Source organism: Paenibacillus sp. FSL H7-0357, from assembly GCF_000758525.1.
In the GTDB taxonomy this organism is placed as follows: Bacteria; Bacillota; Bacilli; order Paenibacillales; family Paenibacillaceae; genus Paenibacillus_AQ.
This window is the reverse complement of record NZ_CP009241.1, coordinates 4313012-4331456: the sequence shown is the minus strand read 5'-3', so window position 1 is coordinate 4331456 and position 18445 is coordinate 4313012. Positions and strand designations below refer to the sequence as shown.

At 50.9% G+C, this 18445-nt stretch carries 17 protein-coding genes; 12 read left to right on the top strand and 5 right to left on the bottom strand.

Going from position 1 to position 18445, the window contains the following annotated elements; genetic code table 11:
• Both H70357_RS18735 and H70357_RS18730 read left to right on the top strand, forming a co-directional pair.
• Nucleotides 1-573, top strand: a complete 573-nt coding sequence (locus H70357_RS18735) for a TetR/AcrR family transcriptional regulator (RefSeq protein WP_038592640.1) — start codon at nucleotides 1-3, stop codon at nucleotides 571-573.
• 58 nt (nucleotides 574-631) lie between these two features.
• Nucleotides 632-1321 carry an AlkZ-related protein gene (locus H70357_RS18730; protein ID WP_038592637.1) on the top strand — a complete coding sequence of 230 codons (690 nt, stop codon included), beginning with the start codon at nucleotides 632-634 and terminating at the stop codon, nucleotides 1319-1321.
• Between the two features lie 225 nt (nucleotides 1322-1546).
• On the opposite strand, the gene H70357_RS35925 is transcribed toward H70357_RS18730, so the two are convergent.
• The 3 genes from H70357_RS35925 to H70357_RS18715 all read right to left on the bottom strand — a co-directional run bounded on the left by H70357_RS35925 (nucleotide 1547) and on the right by H70357_RS18715 (nucleotide 4500).
• A complete protein-coding gene (locus H70357_RS35925; RefSeq protein ID WP_156130888.1) occupies nucleotides 1547-1720 on the bottom strand; it encodes a hypothetical protein in 174 nt (57 codons plus the stop codon).
• A 286-nt stretch (nucleotides 1721-2006) separates the two neighbouring features.
• Nucleotides 2007-3236, bottom strand: a complete 1230-nt coding sequence (locus H70357_RS18720) for an aminopeptidase (protein WP_038592633.1) — start codon at nucleotides 3234-3236, stop codon at nucleotides 2007-2009.
• 31 nt (nucleotides 3237-3267) lie between these two features.
• Entirely contained in the window at nucleotides 3268-4500 is a 1233-nt protein-coding gene (locus H70357_RS18715) for an aminopeptidase (protein ID WP_038592631.1), read from the bottom strand.
• 163 nt (nucleotides 4501-4663) lie between these two features.
• Between H70357_RS18715 and H70357_RS18710 the strand changes: the two genes are divergently transcribed.
• Complete coding sequence (locus tag H70357_RS18710; protein WP_038592629.1) at nucleotides 4664-4942, top strand: hypothetical protein; 279 nt, start codon at nucleotides 4664-4666, stop codon at nucleotides 4940-4942.
• Nucleotides 4943-5020: 78 nt separating this feature from the next.
• On the opposite strand, the gene H70357_RS18705 is transcribed toward H70357_RS18710, so the two are convergent.
• On the bottom strand, nucleotides 5021-6373 hold the full coding sequence (locus tag H70357_RS18705; protein ID WP_038592626.1) for a TrkH family potassium uptake protein: 1353 nt from the start codon (nucleotides 6371-6373) through the stop codon (nucleotides 5021-5023).
• A gap of 145 nt (nucleotides 6374-6518) precedes the next feature.
• Between H70357_RS18705 and H70357_RS18700 the strand changes: the two genes are divergently transcribed.
• Genes H70357_RS18700 through H70357_RS18690 form a run of 3 tightly spaced genes read left to right on the top strand, consistent with a single transcriptional unit; the run spans nucleotide 6519 to nucleotide 7897 of the window.
• A complete protein-coding gene (locus tag H70357_RS18700) occupies nucleotides 6519-6872 on the top strand; it encodes a VOC family protein (protein ID WP_038592624.1) in 354 nt (117 codons plus the stop codon).
• 46 nt (nucleotides 6873-6918) lie between these two features.
• Nucleotides 6919-7353, top strand: a complete 435-nt coding sequence (locus H70357_RS18695; protein ID WP_038599917.1) for a GNAT family N-acetyltransferase — start codon at nucleotides 6919-6921, stop codon at nucleotides 7351-7353.
• Nucleotides 7354-7384: 31 nt separating this feature from the next.
• A complete protein-coding gene (locus H70357_RS18690) occupies nucleotides 7385-7897 on the top strand; it encodes a GNAT family N-acetyltransferase (RefSeq protein WP_331281724.1) in 513 nt (170 codons plus the stop codon).
• A 66-nt stretch (nucleotides 7898-7963) separates the two neighbouring features.
• Here H70357_RS18690 and H70357_RS18685 read toward each other — a convergent pair whose 3' ends face one another.
• Nucleotides 7964-9286, bottom strand: coding sequence for a hemolysin family protein (locus H70357_RS18685; RefSeq protein WP_038592621.1), 1323 nt, complete (start codon nucleotides 9284-9286; stop codon nucleotides 7964-7966).
• Between the two features lie 115 nt (nucleotides 9287-9401).
• Here H70357_RS18685 and H70357_RS18680 point away from each other — a divergent pair, with 115 nt between their 5' ends.
• The 6 genes from H70357_RS18680 to H70357_RS18655 all read left to right on the top strand — a co-directional run bounded on the left by H70357_RS18680 (nucleotide 9402) and on the right by H70357_RS18655 (nucleotide 18407).
• A complete protein-coding gene (locus H70357_RS18680; protein WP_038592618.1) occupies nucleotides 9402-10169 on the top strand; it encodes a DUF1836 domain-containing protein in 768 nt (255 codons plus the stop codon).
• Between the two features lie 90 nt (nucleotides 10170-10259).
• Nucleotides 10260-11462, top strand: a complete 1203-nt coding sequence (locus tag H70357_RS18675) for an MFS transporter (RefSeq protein WP_038599911.1) — start codon at nucleotides 10260-10262, stop codon at nucleotides 11460-11462.
• A gap of 195 nt (nucleotides 11463-11657) precedes the next feature.
• On the top strand, nucleotides 11658-13247 hold the full coding sequence (locus tag H70357_RS18670) for a TerB N-terminal domain-containing protein (RefSeq protein ID WP_052092117.1): 1590 nt from the start codon (nucleotides 11658-11660) through the stop codon (nucleotides 13245-13247).
• A gap of 8 nt (nucleotides 13248-13255) precedes the next feature.
• Nucleotides 13256-14575, top strand: coding sequence for an ATP-binding protein (locus tag H70357_RS18665; protein WP_038592615.1), 1320 nt, complete (start codon nucleotides 13256-13258; stop codon nucleotides 14573-14575).
• Complete coding sequence (locus H70357_RS18660) at nucleotides 14572-16770, top strand: DEAD/DEAH box helicase (RefSeq protein ID WP_038592612.1); 2199 nt, start codon at nucleotides 14572-14574, stop codon at nucleotides 16768-16770. The genes H70357_RS18665 and H70357_RS18660 overlap by 4 nt, the downstream gene beginning before the upstream one ends.
• Nucleotides 16771-17036: 266 nt before the next feature.
• Nucleotides 17037-18407: a sugar ABC transporter substrate-binding protein gene (locus H70357_RS18655; protein WP_052092116.1), complete on the top strand. Its 1371-nt coding sequence runs from the start codon at nucleotides 17037-17039 to the stop codon at nucleotides 18405-18407.
• Nucleotides 18408-18445: the final 38 nt, after the last annotated feature.

Below are 18445 nucleotides of genomic sequence, written 5' to 3'. Positions count from 1 at the left end.
ATGTCACCTAGGGTTGGACTGGATACACGTACGCTGGTATTGGCTGCGGCAGAATTAGCGGATGAGCAGGGGATGGGAGAAGTCACGCTGGCTTCACTCGCGGCCAAGCTGGGCGTACGCTCTCCGTCGTTGTATAATCATGTTAACGGACTAGCCGGGCTGCGGACTCTGCTGGCTGTACACGGCCTGGAACAGCTCCACACAGCGATGACAAAGGCTTCTGAGGGTTTAGCCGGAGATGCAGCTGTTCACGCTATGGGGCAGGCTTACATGAACTTTGCAAGGCAGCATCCGGGTCTATACGAAACAACACTGCAAGCACCTGATCAAGGGAACACAGCGCTGGAAGAGGCAGGTGAGCAGATTTTATCCTTTATCCTGCATGTGCTGTCTGGTTACGGGCTTGGAGAAGAGGGAGAACTGCATGCTGTTCGGGGACTGCGGAGTATACTGCACGGATTTGCTGCACTGGAGAACAAGGGAGGCTTTGGCCTGCCGCTCGATTTGGGAATCTCCTTATCCCGGCTGATTGATACATTTATTGCAGGAATCAGCTGCATGAAGACAGTGTAAGCAGTCCAGAACAACCATGATTAAGTGATTTAACCATTCCGTTAAGGGGGAAAGTGAGATGGGAAACGTGGAAGTGCAGGGCGGTGTAACAACTTATAAAGAGATGGCTGAGGTCATTGCCAAGCTGGGGATTGTCCCCCTTGCTTCACTGATTCCGGAGCATCCGTCATTAAATGGGCTGACCAAAGCCGAGAACTGGCATACCGGTTCAGAGCTGGATCCATGGGGATGGCGTGCACAGTTTCCCGGTGAGGGACTGGCCGGGTACGGCAAGTTTATTAAGAAAAAGGCAATTCTCGTCTCACGGGACTGGTTTCCGGCATTTGTAAAAGCAGTGGGCAGCTCTAAAGAACTGGAAGAACGGTACAATAACGGCCTTGCCAGCAGAGAAGCATTGACATTGCTGCAGGTTATCCGTGCCAACGAAGGCATTGATACCCGCCAGCTGCGTTCTTTGGGTGATATGAAAGCAAAGGAAAAGAAGACTGCCTTTGACAATGCCGTCACAGAGCTGCAAGGCACTCTTGATATTGTAATCTCCGGAGTTCAGGCACGCCAAAATGACTTGGGAGAAGTAAATGGTTGGAGCAGCACTTCGTTTGAGACCGTAGGGCATTGGATGGGAATTCATGGCCTTACACCTTATGAAGGTTCCCGGGAGGAAGCTATAGCTTGGCTGCGCTCCAGAATGGATGCTACCTGGTCGCCTGCTGCCATAGCCTGGATCAGCAAGGCATTGTCCTGGTAATCACTAAATAACGGTTTCAAAGTTCTGGCAAGTACGGTGAAGCTGTTATTTGCAGAAAAAAAGGTTCTGCCGTCCGTTGAGGAAGGCAAAACCTTTTTTTGCGTGCTCCCATTTGTGGATAACCCTAAGAAGGAACAATGCAAGAAAATAAAAACGGCTATTGGACTCCATCAGGAGCTCAAAAGCCGTAAGCGCTTTCTATTAAAGCTATATAATGAAGCAACCTCATAGCATAGGAGCCAGGTATGCAATCAGAAAGTATAAGAAACCGAATAGTAGCATGATGTAAGCTGTGTATTTGATTGCATTGGATGCGATAATGCTTGAGTCTGTAGGGGCTTGAACACTTGGACGTTCATGCTCCGGCCGTTCCAGCTCTTGGGATATCGACTCTTTCATCAGGATGACCTCCTAAAAGTTTTGTGAGTATCGTTCAGCACTGATTGGCTTCATCCAACACTTAAACCGGATTGGAAATACAATCCTTAATTGTATTGTGACATATTTGTGAATTAATTTCAACAATATTGTGAATATTATTTGAACATAATTTTAAATTTGGGTTAATTATGCCTTTAACTATCTTCTGGCAAACCAAAAACACCCCGTTACCCTCTATTCAGAGAGCAACGGGGTGTGGCTATAAGGGATTAATCGAACGGACACAATAGCTCAGAAACTTTGCTTAAGCCCAGTTCCCTGCGCGGAAGATGGGTTCAGCAGTTCCATCGTCTGTAATTCCGTCTATATTCATTTCCGGGGAACCCATCATGAAGTCCACATGGGTCAGACTTTGATTCATCCCTTTGTCAGCAAGCTGCTCCTTGGTCATAGAGATGCCCTCCTGCAAGGTAAATGCATAAGCGGCTCCAAGTGCCAGATGGCATGAAGCATTCTCATCATACAGTGTAGTGTAATAGAGAATGCCGCTTTCCGAGATTGGAGAGTGGTAAGGGACCAGCGCTACTTCACCGAAGTATGCGGCTCCTTCATCCATAGCCAGCAGGGAAGCCAATGCTTCCTGGCCGACTTCTGCCGTAAAGTCTGTGACCTTGCCATTCTCCAGGGTAAGCGTAAACCGGTCGATGATGTTGCCGCCATAGCTGAGCGGCTTCGTGCTGCTGACTTTGCCGTTAGCGCCAGTCTTCAGCGGGGCAGTGAATACTTCTTCTGTCGGAATATTGGCGAGGAAAGAGACTCCGCGTCCATTCACGGCTCCGGCCTGACACCAGATATGCCCTTCGGGCAATTCGATGGTCAAATCCGTTCCGGGAGCGGTATAATGCAGCTTGCGGTATTTTCTGGCGTTCAAAAGGTCACAGCGCTGCTTTAAGCCGCCCAGATGCAGGCTCCAAGCTTCAACGGGGTTCTCTTGGTCTGCACGTACCGCCTTGAAGATAGCATCCCACAGCAGGCCAACCTGTTCTTCCGGCGGTGCATCGGGAAATACCTTGGCGGCCCACGATGGCGACGGAAAAGCGATACCGCTCCAGCTGATGTAATTGTTCATCATCATTTCACGGTACGGGGCCATAGCCTGGCCTGCGGTACGCTGATGATCGGATATCCGGCTGGCTTCTACACCATTCAGGAGATCCGGATTGGCAGAGATTACTGTCAGGATGGCCGCACCGTTGCGTGCCAGATCCTCCAGCTCATCCGCCTGCCATTTCGGCGGTTCAAGGAAGCTTGACGCCGGGGCCAGATCGTAGCGGGTCCGTGTGACGAACTCGTCGGTATAATTGACCTTGACCAGCTTAGCACCGGCCTCATAAGCTTTCCGCACAATCAGGCGGACAAGCTCTGCGGCAACGATGTCTGCATTGAGTACGAGCGTTTGCCCGGGCTGTATATTGACTCCGATCTTTACAGCCAGCAGTGCGTAATTCTCCAGCTTTTGCTTGAAACTCAACATGATTTGCTCCTCCGCTATCTGTAGTCTGTGTTTAAAACGCCCAGTTTCCGCTTTTGAATACCGGTTCCCGTGTACCATCAGCTGTAATTCCGTAAATATCCATGTCAGGTGAGCCGATCATGAAATCGACATGGGTGACACTGGTATTCAGGCCATGGGCGATCAGCTCATCCTGGGTCATCTCTTTACCGCCCTCAAGGCAGAAGGCATAAGCTGTGCCGATGGCCAGGTGGTTGGAAGCATTCTCGTCAAACAAGGTATTGAAATACAAAATATTCGATTCGGAGATCGGGGACTGGTGAGGCACAAGAGCAACCTCGCCGAGATATTTGGCGCCTTCATCCAGACTGATCAGATACTCCAGTGAATCCTGGCCTTTACCGGCGCTTACACTGATGATACGTCCGTTCTCGAAGGTGATGGAGAAATCATCAATAATGTTGCCGCCGTAGCTGAGCGGCTTGGTGCTTCTGACCGTGCCGTTAACACCTGTTTTAAGCGGTGCTGTGAACACTTCTTCTGTTGGCATATTGGCAACAAAAGTGTGGCCTTTGGAATTGATGCTGTCTCCTTGCGCCCAAATGTGACCTTCTGGCAGTTCGATAGTCAGGTCTGTGCCGGGTGCTATGTAATGCAGGCTTTTATACTTCTTGGCATTAAGCACATCAGCCTTCTGTTCTAGTGTATCAAGATGCTCCTGCCAGGCGGCAACCGGATCTTCACGGTCAAGACGGACAGTGTGGAAGATAGCTTCCCATAGTTTATCCACACGTTCTTCGGCCGGAACATCAGGGAACACTTTATCAGCCCAAGCTTGTGTAGGGATGGCGACAATACTCCAGCTGATTTTATCGGACATTTGGTAATCACGGTATTTCGCAAGCGCAGCACCGCGTGTCTTTTGATAACTGGCGATACGTTCCGGATCAATGCCTTTCAGTGCGTCGGGATCTTCGGCGATTACAGTCAGAATAGCGGCTCCATTCTCGGCGAATTCGGTCATTTCTCCCGCGTACCACGTTGGAGCCTTCGTGAAGACTTCCGGTGCGGCATGTTCAAACTGCTGGCGGGTAATGCTCTCGTCACTCCAGTTTACTTTGACCAGACTTGCCCCTATGGCATAAGCTTTGGCTGTAATAAGCCGTACGAATTCTACTGCTGAAACGGGGGCGTTCACGACCAGTATTTGACCCGGTTGAACGTTGACGCCGATTTCGACTGCCAGATCTGCATATTTGCTAAGCTTCGCTTCTAAATTGAGCATTGGGTTTCCTCCATTTACTATATTTTAGTGCTGTATGAGCATTGTATTAAATTATTAACCGCCGGATGAAAAAAGTCAATTGCAGCGGAAAGAGAGGGATTTGCTTTCATTTCAATGCTATACTGGGAGAGTGTGGACGATCAGATGAAAGGAAGGAAAGCGCATGAACGTACAAATTATAAAGGCGGAATTGAAACGCGAAGAAGATAAGAGCTATGTCGGGAGGACGGTGTTCACGCTCGACAATCATAAGTCTCCGTATGAAATTACGTTCTTCAGCAAACGGGGAAGCGAATGGGATTACAGTTTCAGCTTTGCCGGCGAACCGGGGAGCGAAGAGCAGTTCCTGGAGATTGACACGCTGCTGGAGAATGATGACGATCTGTTTAATCAGCTGCTGGATGCCGCACTGGATACCCAGGACATTCAGGAAGAAGAATAGCATCGCAAAAATGCGACCGATGAAGGCATTCACTGCCGGCGAACGGTCGCATTTTATATAGGTATAGGTTCGAAAGCTCTACCCGATCGTAATATTGCCTTCAGGATAACGGTAGAGCTCTTTACTGTTCTTCGGTTTAAGCGCATATGCAAGTGTCAGCGGTCCGGTACGTCCGACAAACATCAGTATGATCACCATAACCTTCCCGATGGTCGTCAGCTCCGTAGTCAGCCCCATTGTAATGCCCGAGGTCCCAAAAGCGGACACCGCCTCAAACAATACGGTCAGGAAATCTGCACTCTCCGTCACGGACAACAGCATGGTCGCAATGACTACCAGCATCAGTGAGAGCAGTGTCATCGTGATGGCCCGGTACACGTTTTCTTTGGAGATCCGGTGGCGGAACATGACGATGTCTTCCTTCCCGCGCAGTTTGGCATATGCTGTACTTACCAGTATGGCAAAGGTAGTAATCTTAATCCCACCGCCGGTAGATCCAGGCGCCGCACCAATGAACATCAGCAGAATCATCAGAAATTGAGTGGATTCTCGCAAGAGCGGAATCTCAATGGTTGTCACCCCGCCTGAGCGGGGGGTAATCGCCTGCAGGAAAGAGGCCATTATTTTGCCGCCGGCATGCAGCGGTTTTAGCGTGGTGTTCAGTTCAAGCCAGAAAAAAATTGCCGCCCCGACCAGAATCAAGATAGCTGAAGTGGAGAGAACCACCTTGGAATGCAAGGTCAGACGTTTGCGTTTGGGGAAGTCGATTACGTCGGATAACACGATAAACCCAATTCCGCCAAGGAAAATGAGCAGCATGGAAGTGATGTTTATAATTGGATCCTCCACGTAGCGGGTAAGACCGCTGAATGGCCCGTGCACATCTCCGAAGAGATCAAATCCGGCATTGTTAAAGATAGAAATGCTATGAAACAAACCGTAATATATCGCTTTTCCAAAAGGCATATCCAGCATGAACCTTACGGCAAGCAGGGCTGCTCCGGTAAGCTGTATGACCAGGGAATAGATCAGTACCCGGCGGATCAGCTTGACGATGCCCTGCATGGAGTTCTGGTTCATGGATTCCTGCAGCAGCAGCCTTTCTTTGAGTGAGATCCGTTTGTTAAGTACAAGTGTAATCAGCGTGGCCATAGTCACAAATCCGAGACCGCCAAACTGGAACAGCACCAGGAGGACAATTTGTCCAAACACCGTCAGCTGTGTTCCGGTGTCGATGACAGCGAGCCCGGTGACACAGGTCGCTGAAGTCGCCATAAAGAGGGCGTCGATAAAGGAGATCCGGTCTCCGGTCGAAGCTGCCGGGAGGCATAAGAGTACTGTTCCTGCCGTAATCAGCAGCATGAATCCGAGCGATAGTATTTTGGGTGGCGTCAGCCTTAGGTGCCCGAGGGATAGATTAGCCAAATTCATTCTCCTGACGTCTTGATATCATCTGTCCAGATTATATCATAAGTTCCAATCGATCAACTTGCGGGGGAAGGAAATTGGCATATTTTATCGAATTACTAAAAAGTAATACCTATTCTGAGAAAGCATAGAGGAGGCTGTACTTGCTGTGACAAGTCCGATTCTGAATCAGATTGGCGCCGTATTCATTCCGGTCAGTGATATTGAAAGATCAAAGAACTGGTATTGCAGCTTACTGGGGCTTCCGCTTGATGGTGAGGTATTGTTCGGTCATCTGTATGTGGTGCCGATGCAAGGGCCGGGTATTGTACTGGACAGCAGAATATTCACAGCCGAGTCGGTTTTGAATGTGCCGTCCTTTCATTTAAATACGGAGGACATCGATGCTTCTTATGATTTTGTCAAAGCCAGCGGTGCGGAGATCCTGACTGACATTGAGAATGATCACTGGTTTAACTTCAAGGATCCTGACGGAAATGTATTGATGATTTGCCGTTGTTAAAGGAGATTAACATCTATATAAGATGGATGATAAGGAGAACTCCGACATGATTAGAGAAGCATTGCCCCAGGATGCTGCCGCGATAGAAACGCTATACCGCATTCTTTTGCCGGAGCATCCGGGTGTTAATGTATCCCCACGGAGGATAGAACAGATTGGCGGCAATCCGGACAGTTTTCTGTATGTGTATGAAGATAATGGGCAGGTTGTTGGTACAGTCCATCTGCATTTTTGCATGGATGCGCTGAGTGGGGACCTTCCATTCGCAGTCATCGAGCGGGTGATCATCGCCCCACAGTTGAGAGGTAAGGGTTACGGCGCCGCGCTTATGAGATTTGCCGAAGAAGCTGCGGCTGCCAGAGGTGCGCTTAAAGTGATACTCTCCAGCAATTCAAGCAGAGAAGCCGCCCACCGATTCTATGAGGCGCTCGGGTATGACGGGAGCGGGAGTATGCTGTTCAAGAAGTACATCGGCAATTAGTGTTATGCCGAGCAAGATCGGGCAGGAGGAAATGATGAATATAACGTTGAAAGAGCTGGTAACCGGGGATGCTGCTGAACTCCTGAGTCTGCAGCATCGTCTGGATGAGGAGTCTTCATTTATGCTGCTGGAGCCGGATGAGAGGCAGACCGGACTGCAGCAAGTAACAGAGATGATTGAGAGCTTCGCCAAGGCCGAAACTTCGATTCTGATCGGTGCCGTGGCAGATGGCAGACTGGCGGGTTACTTATCCGTCAGTGGAGGAAGCCTAAGACGTATTAAGCATAGTGCGTATATTGTGATAGGCATCTTGGCGGATTATCAGGGAATGGGTATCGGCAGCGGCTTATTCCGGGAGATGGAGAGCTGGGCAACCGGCGTCGGCATTGTGCGCCTGGAGCTGACCGTTATGACGCATAATGATCGAGCAGTGTCATTATACACCAAGCGCGGCTTTGAAATTGAAGGCATCAAGAAGAAATCACTGAAGGTCAGCGGGAATTGGGTGGACGAATATTATATGAGCAAGATTTTATCTAACTAAGTTCCGCTACAACAAAAGGCGCTCCTTGACGGAGCGCCTTTGCCTTTATTGATATATATTCAGCTATTATTCCGTTTGTTGCCCAGATTCCAGGGAGTCCTTTTCCCCGATAAGCACCTCAACCTTGCGGATGCGGTTTTTGTTCATCTCACGGACTGTAAGCGTAACATGTTCGTAATTCATGCTTTTGCCGATAGTGGGCTCGTTCAGGTGACTGTATAACCAGCCGCCAATGGTTGTTACTTCATCATCGTGGAAGTCAAGACCTGTCAGCTGCTTGATCTCCAGGAGAGAAACCTTGCCGTCGAACAAGTAATTGACGTCGCTGAGCTTCTCGATGTTTTTTCGTTCATCCCCGTCAAATTCGTCACGGATCTCCCCGACAATCTCCTCGAGAATATCTTCAATCGTGATCAGACCGGAAGTTCCGCCGTATTCATCAAGCAGAAGGGCGATATGCACACGTTCTACCTGCATACGGGTTAACAAGTTCTTCACCGGGGTTACCTCAGACACAGTCAGAAGCGGCAATATCAGGCTTTTAAAATCGAAATCCGGGTTGTTGTCATACTGCAGGTACAGCTGTTTCGTATTGATCATCCCGATAATATTATCTTTGCTGCCGTCAGCGACAGGGAATCGGGTGTACTGCTCTTTACGGATGATGTTGAAATTCTCCGCCAGCGAGTGGTCGGTGAATAAGCACACCATATCTGTCCGCGGCACCATGATTTCTTTGGCCAGCATCTCGTCAAAATTAAAGATCCGGTTCACGTAGCCATATTCGGCTTTGTTGATTTTGCCGCTTTCATAGCTTTCGGACAGAATCAGACGAATCTCATCTTCACTGTGCGCATCGCCGTGCTCGCTGGCTGGCTTCATTCCGAACAAGCTGACAAGCAGATTGGCGGAACCATTCATGAGCCAGATCAGAGGGTACAATATTTTGTAGAACCAAATAATCAGCGGGGCTGTAATTTGACCGATTTTCTCCGGAATGTTGATAGCGGCCGTCTTCGGTGCAAGTTCTCCGACTACGACATGCAGGAATGTGGCAATAATAAATGCCAATGCAAAAGCAATAGGTTCGCTCACACTGTGACTGATATCAGCCAAATCGAATAAAGGAATCAGCAGCTGCTCAAATGCAGGTTCTGCCAACGCCCCGATACCGAGGGCAGTGATTGTGATCCCAAGTTGACAAGCAGACAAGTAACCGTCAAGGTTCGCTGCAACTCTTTGTACAGCTAAAGCGTTTTTCTTTCCCTCGAGAACCATTTGACTTACTTGGCTGCCTCTCAATCTCACTACTGCAAATTCCGTGGCTACAAAAAAAGCGGTTAAAATAATCAAAATGGCCACCAACGTCAAACTAAGTCCTATACCCATAAAATCTTTACCATCCCTCTCGTTATTAAAATAGGTTATACTCATATTATGAGTTCACTTGAACCTATTGTACGAACTTTTCATTAAAATATCAAATGGCGAAGGGGTGCCATCTATGGAAGCTTTTACTTTAAGCCGAAAAGAAATGTCTGGATTGCTGCTCTCGCTGACCGGAAGTTCAGAGCAAAAACCGCTGCATATTCTTCAGGAGGTCTGGACGAAATTTCATCACGAAGAGGTGAGACAGGGGATGTCCCTGCCTGCGTTCCTCTCTACGGAAATCCCGCCGATCCTGCAAAAGATCATCAAAAGAGGGAACGTCAAAGGGTTCTCACTCTCGGACATTGCTGCTCTTGGACATCTCATAGAGTATTCCACACTGAGTGCCACCGCTATGCAAAATTGGGTGAAGCGCGACTTCAAGGAATATCTCGGCTCACCTAGGGAAGGAAAAAAGTATTCGGTTAATCAGGCAGCGCTGCTATTTATCATTGATGACCTTAAAGCAGCGCTTGATTTCGAAAGTATACGTCAGCTCTTCCGCCTGCTTTTCCTGAAACCGGAACGGGATGATGATGATTTGGTTGAACCGGCGCAGCTGTATCACGGGTATGCGGAACTGTTCGAAGAGATTAAGCGCAGCCCTGCGCTGCAGGCTCAAGGGATAGCTGAACGCAGCGCAAACAAAGATTATTCCTGGAAAACGGACAGCTCGCTAAGAAGTGCAATGGATAAATTGATGAACCGGCTGAATCATCTGACAAGACCGCAAAGGGATGCTGTGCAAAATATGCTGATGATCTCGGCAATTTCTGTACAAACCTGTTATTTTCAAGCACTGGCCCGGCAATACTTTAATGCTGCTTTATTCCTTGATTTTTAGAAGCGGCACTCTTAGAATGTGTAAGAGAAACTAGCAATATCAGGGTAGAATAGTCGGAGTAAGGGAAGAGGGTGCTTGAACTTGAATCAAATGACGCTGCTGCGAAATCCGAAGCAAAGGAAACTGCTGTTCAGTGCGGGATTAAGCTGGATGTTTGACGCGATGGATGTCGGAATGATTTCTTTTGTGGTTGCAGCGCTTGCCAAGGAGTGGTCGCTCGAACCGGAGCAGATTGGATTTTTGACCAGTATTAATTCGGTGGGCATGGCAGCAGGGGCGGCAGCGGCGGGGATTTTGGCTGACCGTTTCGGACGCAAGTCAGTATTGCTGTGGACCTTGTTGATTTTCTCAGCGGCCAGCGGCTTGTCGGCTTTTGCTACAGGCTTCGGGATATTATGTGTACTGCGTTTTGTAGCCGGGTTCGGGCTGGGCGGAGAGCTGCCTGTTGCTTCAACGCTGGTGTCGGAAAGCATGCCTGCAAAAGAGAGAGGCCGGGCGGTTGTGCTGCTGGAGAGCTTTTGGGCGGTAGGCTGGATCTTGTCCGCTTTGATTGCCTATTTTGTCATTCCGGATTACGGCTGGCGTATCGCCTTCGGCATAGGTGCCGTACCGGCACTTTATGCGCTGTATTTGCGGCGTGCCATCGATGATTCCCCGCGGTTTGCGGAAATTAAGAAGGCTCCGGTTTCGTTGAGTAAACGCATTGCTATCGTCTGGTCGCCGGAGTACCGCAAATCGACGATCATGCTGTGGATTCTATGGTTCACGGTGGTGTTCTCCTATTACGGCATGTTCCTGTGGCTGCCTACGGTAATGGTGATTAAGGGCTTCAGCCTTGTTAAGAGTTTTGAGTATGTACTGATTATGACGCTGGCCCAACTGCCCGGGTACTTCACCGCTGCTTATTTCATTGAAAAGTTCGGGCGCAAGTTTGTACTGGTAATCTACCTGCTGCTCACAGCAGTCAGCGCTGCCTGGTTCGGAAATGCGACAACGGAGGGCATGCTGATGGCTGCCGGAATCTGCCTCTCGTTCTTTAATCTTGGCGCATGGGGCGGCATGTACGCTTATACCCCTGAATTGTATCCGACTGCAATCCGCTCAACGGGATCAGGGCTGGCCACCTCCTTTGGCCGGATTGGCGGTGTGATCGCACCGCTGCTGGTAGGCTTTCTGGTAGGCGATAAGGTCGGCATCAGCTCAATCTTTATGCTGTTCTTCGTAACCATTATTGTCGGTGCGCTGGCAGTGTTGTTTCTGGGTAAGGAAACGAAAGGAACTGAGCTGCTCTAAGAGAGTATTCCTTGCCGGATCTACTTGATGTTAATCCTGCAACAATGCTAATATTAGATGTGAAATGTACAGCGGGTTCGGATAATTCGAGAAGAACAAAACGGTTCCTTCACACCATGTGAACAGGACCGTTTTTTCATAAGAGCAGGAGCAGGGTCTTCTCGGATTACGTTTCAGGATTGGAGCGATGGAAGAATGAATAATGAAGGGAAGCTGCCGCACTTTACAGAGCTGGTCTGGGAAAGCACGGAGAGTAATGTGCCGATTCCACCAAGGGAAGCTGCCGGAAATGTGCAGCCGCAGTCAGCCGCCGCCAAGGTGAAGAAGAAAGAGCCGCCGAAGGAGACGGTACAGCTTCAGCTCTGGGATATGGAAGAGAAACAGGAACCGGTAACTACTACGGAAAGCCAATTTGTGCACCGGGCACGTGAGCTGGTGGAACAAAGGGAAGCCGCAACACTGTTTGTTCCATTCAAGAGTTATTGGCCTACATACGGGCATATGACGGGAGCGCAATACAGATGGTATTTCTTCTGGCGGGATGAAGTCAGACATGGCAGATATCCGAAGACTGATCTCTCCTATATCTTTCTGCATGTCTATGAGCTGATTAACGGAGTAGGCTGGGAAGAGCCGCAGGAAGGGTACAGACAGCTGTCCTTGCTATGGGAAGCTTACCGGGATCAATACAAGCGGCTCGATCAATATCTTGGCGGCTGGATTGCCGATTTTGCCTTCGTGCATAAACTGGACGTACCGCTGTCAGGCATCGTTGCCCGTTCACGCGGACTTGCCGGAGATCTGGCGGAGCTGGAGCTGATGAGGTGCCTGTCTGCTGCACCGGAACAGCTGACCTTTGCCGTGCTGACGGTCATGTCGGATTATGACATTGGCAAATCCAAGTTCCACACCGGTGAAGGCAAAGCGGCGGCTGAGCGTTATATTCCTCAAGTGGTTGCATTAATAGACGCCTACGTAGCCCGCAAACATGGCTCCAAGCTGGTGGAAATGTTCCCGCCCGGCCCGCCGGTACTGCGGGAGCGTTACCTGTTCCGCAGCGCAGTTTATGATATATCGCTCTACGGCTACTCCGTACTGGTGCCTGTCGTAAGGATCAGTAAATCTCCGCCTCTGCGCAGCCTGATTACGCGGCTTTTCCGGCTCACCGAGAACAAGCTGCGCGAGCTGATGGGCTTCCGCGGACGGCTGAAAGACGTTAAGGTCGACGCGGATATGGACGATCTGGTGACCCGTTTTCTGAAACGGGAATTCCGTAAGGCAGAGCAAGCCGGGAAAGGTCCGGCGGTCGTTATTGACAAGAGGAAGCTTGAACGGCTGGAGAGCGATTCCGAGATTGTCCGTACGCTGCTCACCATAGAGGAATCTGAGGATTCAGCGGAGTTGGAGGATTCAGAGAATTCCGGGGATTCGGAGCTTGATTATGCTGTCCCTTCCTTTATAGAAGAGGATCCTATAGAAGAGGTTTATGCTGTTCCCGAGACTATAAGTGTTCCAGCATCGCCCGCTGCCGCGAGCAGCACAGACAATGAGTGGGAGGCATTTGCTTCCGTATTGACACCTCTGCAGCGGCAAGCAGTGTCCGCGCTCGCGGAGGAGGATGGAATGAAGGCTGTGCAGAAGCTGGCCGCTGCCGGGGGAACGATGCCGGAGCTGCTGTTTGACGAAATTAACGAACTTGCCATGGACATGCTCGGCGATCTGCTGATCGACGGTGAGGAATTGACTGAGGAATTTATGCCCGTGCTGCAATATTTGAAGAGGTGAATCCCTAGATGAATGAACTGAAAATACCGAAACGGATGACAACCGCACTCGTAAACTCGCTCACGGCGGGTGTAGTGCCGCGAATCGGACTGGAACATATTGCTGTCGGCCGGCGGCCGGAGGTGGAAGCCATCCTCAGGGATATGGACAATATTGCTGAGGGCGGAGCAGCTTTCAAGCTGATTACCGGTAAATTCGGCAGCGGCAAAAGCTTTCTGCTGCAAATTATCCGTAACTACGCCATGGACCGGGACTTTGTGGTCGCGGATGCCGATCTTTCGCCGGAACGGCGGCTGGTAGGAACGAAAGGACAAGGCCTGGCAACCTACCGGGAGCTGATGAGCCACCTGTCGACCCGGACCCGTCCAGACGGTGGAGCACTCGAAATCATGCTGCAGAAGTGGATTATGACACTTCAGCAGGCGGTGATGCAGGAGAAGGGGTATGGACCTGACTCTCTGCAGCTTGGCAAAGAGGTGGAGCAGCGAATTTATACAGTAGCCTCTGAGATGCGCGGTCTTGTGCATGGCTTTGACTTTGCCAAAGTGCTGGCGGCTTACTGGAACGGTCATAAGCTTGCCGATGATGAGCTGAAGCAAGATGCGCTGCGCTGGCTCCGCGGTGAATTCGCCACCCGCACCGAGGCGCGCAAAGCACTTGGCGTAGGCGTAATAATTGATGATGACAACTGGTACGATTATATGAAGCTATGGGCGGAATTCACAGGTGCCATCGGCTATAAAGGTCTGCTGCTCTTTATAGATGAGGGTGTTAACCTCTACAAGATTACCAACAGCATCTCCCGCCAGAGCAACTACGAAAAGCTGCTGACAATGTTCAACGATACGATGCAGGGCAAAGCGGAACGGCTGGGCATCTTTATTGGAGGTACCCCGCAGTTCGTTGAAGACGGGCGGCGCGGATTGTTCAGCTACGAGGCTTTGCGTTCACGGCTGGTGGCGGGCCGTTACGGCTCAGCCGAGCTGAATAATTTCACCGGACCGATTATTGCGCTGGACATGCTGTCCCATGAGGAAATTCTGGTGCTGCTTCAGAAGCTGCGGGATATCCACGCTCTGCATTACGGCTATGAAGCGAGACTTACCCAAGAGCAGCTGGTGCATTTCATGGAAGAAGCCGTGGGCAGACTGGGCGCTGACGAACTGCTGACCCCGCGCGAGGTCGTGCGTGATTTCATGGATCTGCTACACACCCTTCACCAGCATCCGGAGATTTCGTTCGAGAAGCTGGTGGGCGAGCGCACCGCAAAACCGGCGGAGACTGAGCAAAACGAACTGGACGGATTTCTTGCGGAGTTTGACCTATGAGCGACAATCCGTTCTACAGGCTGGCTCCTTTCATCAAGGAGTTTATTTACAAGAACCGGTGGGAGACGCTTCGCGAGGCTCAGGTAGATGCTTGCCGCGTGTTGTTTGATACCCCGCATCACCTGCTGATTGCCTCCGGTACGGCCTCAGGCAAGACGGAGGCGGCATTCTTTCCCGCATTAACTGAGCTCTATGAGCGCCCGTCCGATTCAGTGGGGATTCTCTATATTGCGCCGCTCAAAGCGCTGATCAATGATCAATTCACACGGTTAAATGATTTGCTGCGGGAAGGCAATATCCCGGTCTGGCATTGGCATGGCGATGTGCCGCAAGCAGATAAGACGAAGCTGATGCAGAATCCTTCAGGAGTGCTGCAGATTACCCCTGAATCGCTGGAGGGGCTGCTCATGAACCGCCCGAATGCGATCCCCGCCTTGTTCCATGATCTGCGCTTCATTATTGTTGATGAAGTGCATGCCTTTATGGGGGCGGACCGCGGCATCCAGGTGCTCAGCCAATTGGCCCGGATCTCGCGGATGGCCGGCTGCCATCCCCGGCGGATCGGCCTTTCGGCCACGCTGAGCGATTATGCATCCGTGACCGAGTGGCTGGCCGCCGGTACGCGGGAGAGCGTGGAGGTATCCGCTCCGCAAGGGGGGCGCAAGCTGCGGCTGAGTGTGGAGCATTTCTCCTTCCCGGATGCGCGGGATGAGGTGCAGGCTGAACACCTGGAGCGGGCCCGCCAGGCCTATTACGGGTTCATTTACGATCATACGCATCTGAAGAAGGCGTTGATCTTCACCAACAGCCGTACGGACGCCGAGGAGGCGATTCTGGAGATGCGGCGCATGGCAGCCAAACGCGGCGAGCGGGATGTGTTCCATGTGCATCATGGAAGCATCTCCGCGATGCTGCGCGAAGAGACGGAAGCCGCGCTCCGGCAAGGTCCCGGCCCGGCGGTAGCCGCAGCTACGCTTACCCTGGAGCTGGGGATAGATCTTGGCGAGCTGGAGCGGGTGCTGCAGCTCGGCGCACCTTACAGCTGCGCCAGCTTCGTCCAGCGGCTGGGACGCTCCGGCAGACGCGGTGACTCCGCTTCGGAGATGATCTTCGTCACCCCGGAGGAGGAGGATGAGGAGGCGCAGCTGCCCGCGCGGATGCCTTGGACGCTGCTGCGGGCGATTGCGGTCATTGAGCTGTATGTGCGGGAGAAATGGGTAGAGCCGCTAAATGTGCGCCAGCTGCCGGTTGGGCTCCTGTACCATCAGACGATGAGCATTCTTAAGAGCATGGGGGAAGCCGAGCCGGAGGATTTGAAGGCAGCTGTTCTGAGCCTGCCGTCCTTCCGGGGAATTGACCCGGCGGATTACGATACCTTCATGGAGTACATGGTAGGCATGGGCCATATTGAGACACTGGAGGAAGGCGGGCTGCTAATCGGGCTGGCCGGTGAGAAGATCGTCAACAATTTCCGTTTTCTTGCTGTATTCAAAGACGATGAGGAGCATGTCGTCTATAATGGCACCGAGGAAATCGGCTCCATTACCACCGTGCCCCCACCGGGTTACTGCTTCACGCTGGCGGGCAAGCTGTGGAAGGTGGAGGAGGTAGACAACCGCCATAAGGCCGTCTATGTCAAAGGCTCGCGCGGCAAGGTTGATACTCTCTGGCTTGGTGCTGGCGGTGATGTGCATACCCGGATCATGGCCAAAATCCGTGAGGTATTGGGAGCGACGTCGCTATATCCGTATCTGGCGCCAAGCGCGGCAGCCCGGTTGGAACGGGCCCGACGCCTGGCCAAGGAGAGCGGTCTGCTCACGCGCTCCGTCCTGCCGGCAGGCGGCGATTCCATGTTCATCCTGCCGTGGGCGGGAAGCAGGCAGTTCCGGACTTTGGAACGGCTGCTGAAGAATAACCTGAAGGGCCGGCTGGGGCTTCGTTCCATCACACCGATGGAGCCTTATTATATGGTAGTCGCCGGCAGTGTGGATGCAGATACGCTGGAGGAAGAGATCATGGCTGAAACAACCGCTGCGGCGGACCCGCTTTCCTTGCTCAGCAAGGATGAAGCGCCATATCTCGGCAAGTATGATGAATTCATCCCCCATGAGCTGCTGCGCAAAGCCTTTTCACTGGATGGGCTGGATGTGCCTGGGCTGCTGAATGTGATTAAGCAGTGGCGGGTGGAGAACTAGAGCGTCTACTACAATCTGTAACACGGAAGTACTATGAAATCTAAACTTCATAGCCTTAATGATGCGGCAGCAGCCACGGATGATCATATCCCGGGCTGCTGCTATTTTTCTGCAATGGCAAGCTAATATTGGAAAGAGATATCGCAATATGCATGCTTTATTTTATATATAGAAAAAACAAACCTTTATTCTGCAGTTCCCACCTTGTTGGAAGCGCTTAATCGAAAGATAATGAACATATCACGAAGACAGGGGGCAACAAACAAATGGTCAACAGAAAAATGCAAAAGACATTCTCCATTGGTCTAACTGCTGCTATGGCATTAACCTTGGCGGCATGCGGCAACTCCAACAACAACAATAACAATAACAGCGGGGGGAACAACGCAGCTCCGAAGAGCACCAACAGCGCTGCGGAAGCTACCAAAGACAGCGGCAAAAAAGTAACGATTACTTTCCAGAACATCTATCCTGACCCTGCAACACCCGCCTACAAAATGATCCGCGAATTGGTGGGGGAATATGAAAAAGAAAACCCGAACATTCATATTGAACTGGATACTTTGAACACAGACCAGCAAAAAGTAAAGCTCAAAACACAAGCGGCCTCCAAAGAAGTGCCAGACATCACCATTGTTAACCCTGCTGCACAAATGAAACCGTTTGTAGATGCCGGACTGTTCGCTCCACTGAACGATATGCTGGAGCAGAACGGACTGAAGGATACGTATCAAACCGGACTGCTCGATTACTACAGCTTCAATAATAATGTATACGCACTGCCTGACGGCAACAATATCGAGGTTGTGTATTACAACAAGGAGCTGTTTGAGCAAGCCGGAATTGCGAACCCGCCAACCACATTCGAAGAAATGCTTAAGGATGTAAAGATCCTCAAAGAGAAAGGCATCACACCCCTTGCGATCGGTGAAAAGGACTCCTGGACAGGCTCATTCCTGTTCATGAACATTCTGCTCCGTACCAACGGCGGCCCGGGTTTCCTGCAAGAGGTGCTTGACGGCAAGAAAACGTTCGAAGATCCAGCATTCGTAGAAGCAGTAGACGCCTTCCAGCAGCTGGTCCAAGCCGGCGCATTCCCTGATGGTGCAACATCCATTGATGCCAATGCAGGCGGCAATATCTTCAAAACCGGTAAAGCGGCAATGTGGTCAATCGGTTCATGGGAAACCGGAGCTATTGATGCTTCATCTGTAGCCGGCAAAGTAGGAGCTTTCCAATTCCCTACAGTTAACGGTAAAGGCGACCCTAATGAATTTATGCTTGCACCAGGCAGTGCATTTGCCATTTCCGCAAACAGCGAGCATTTGCAGGAAACCAAGGATTTCCTCAACTTCTTCGCATCCAACTATCCTAAGAAGCAATTTGAACTGAAAAATGCCGTAGGTCTGGGCCAAAAAGTAGATGGCGATTTGAAAGCTGCCGGTTACTCCGATCTTGCGATCAACATTGCAGGCCTGTTCAATGAAGTCAAAGGCGGCGACCTGGCGTTTGACAATACGATGAACCCGGCAACCGCGCAAGTTCACTTGAGCAGCATTCAAAACCTGTTTGTACAAAAAGTGGATTCCGCTGCAGTAGGCAAGGAACATCAAACCGCATTCGAAGCTAATAAATAAGAAGCAATAGAAACATTCCCATTATCTATCGATGCGAA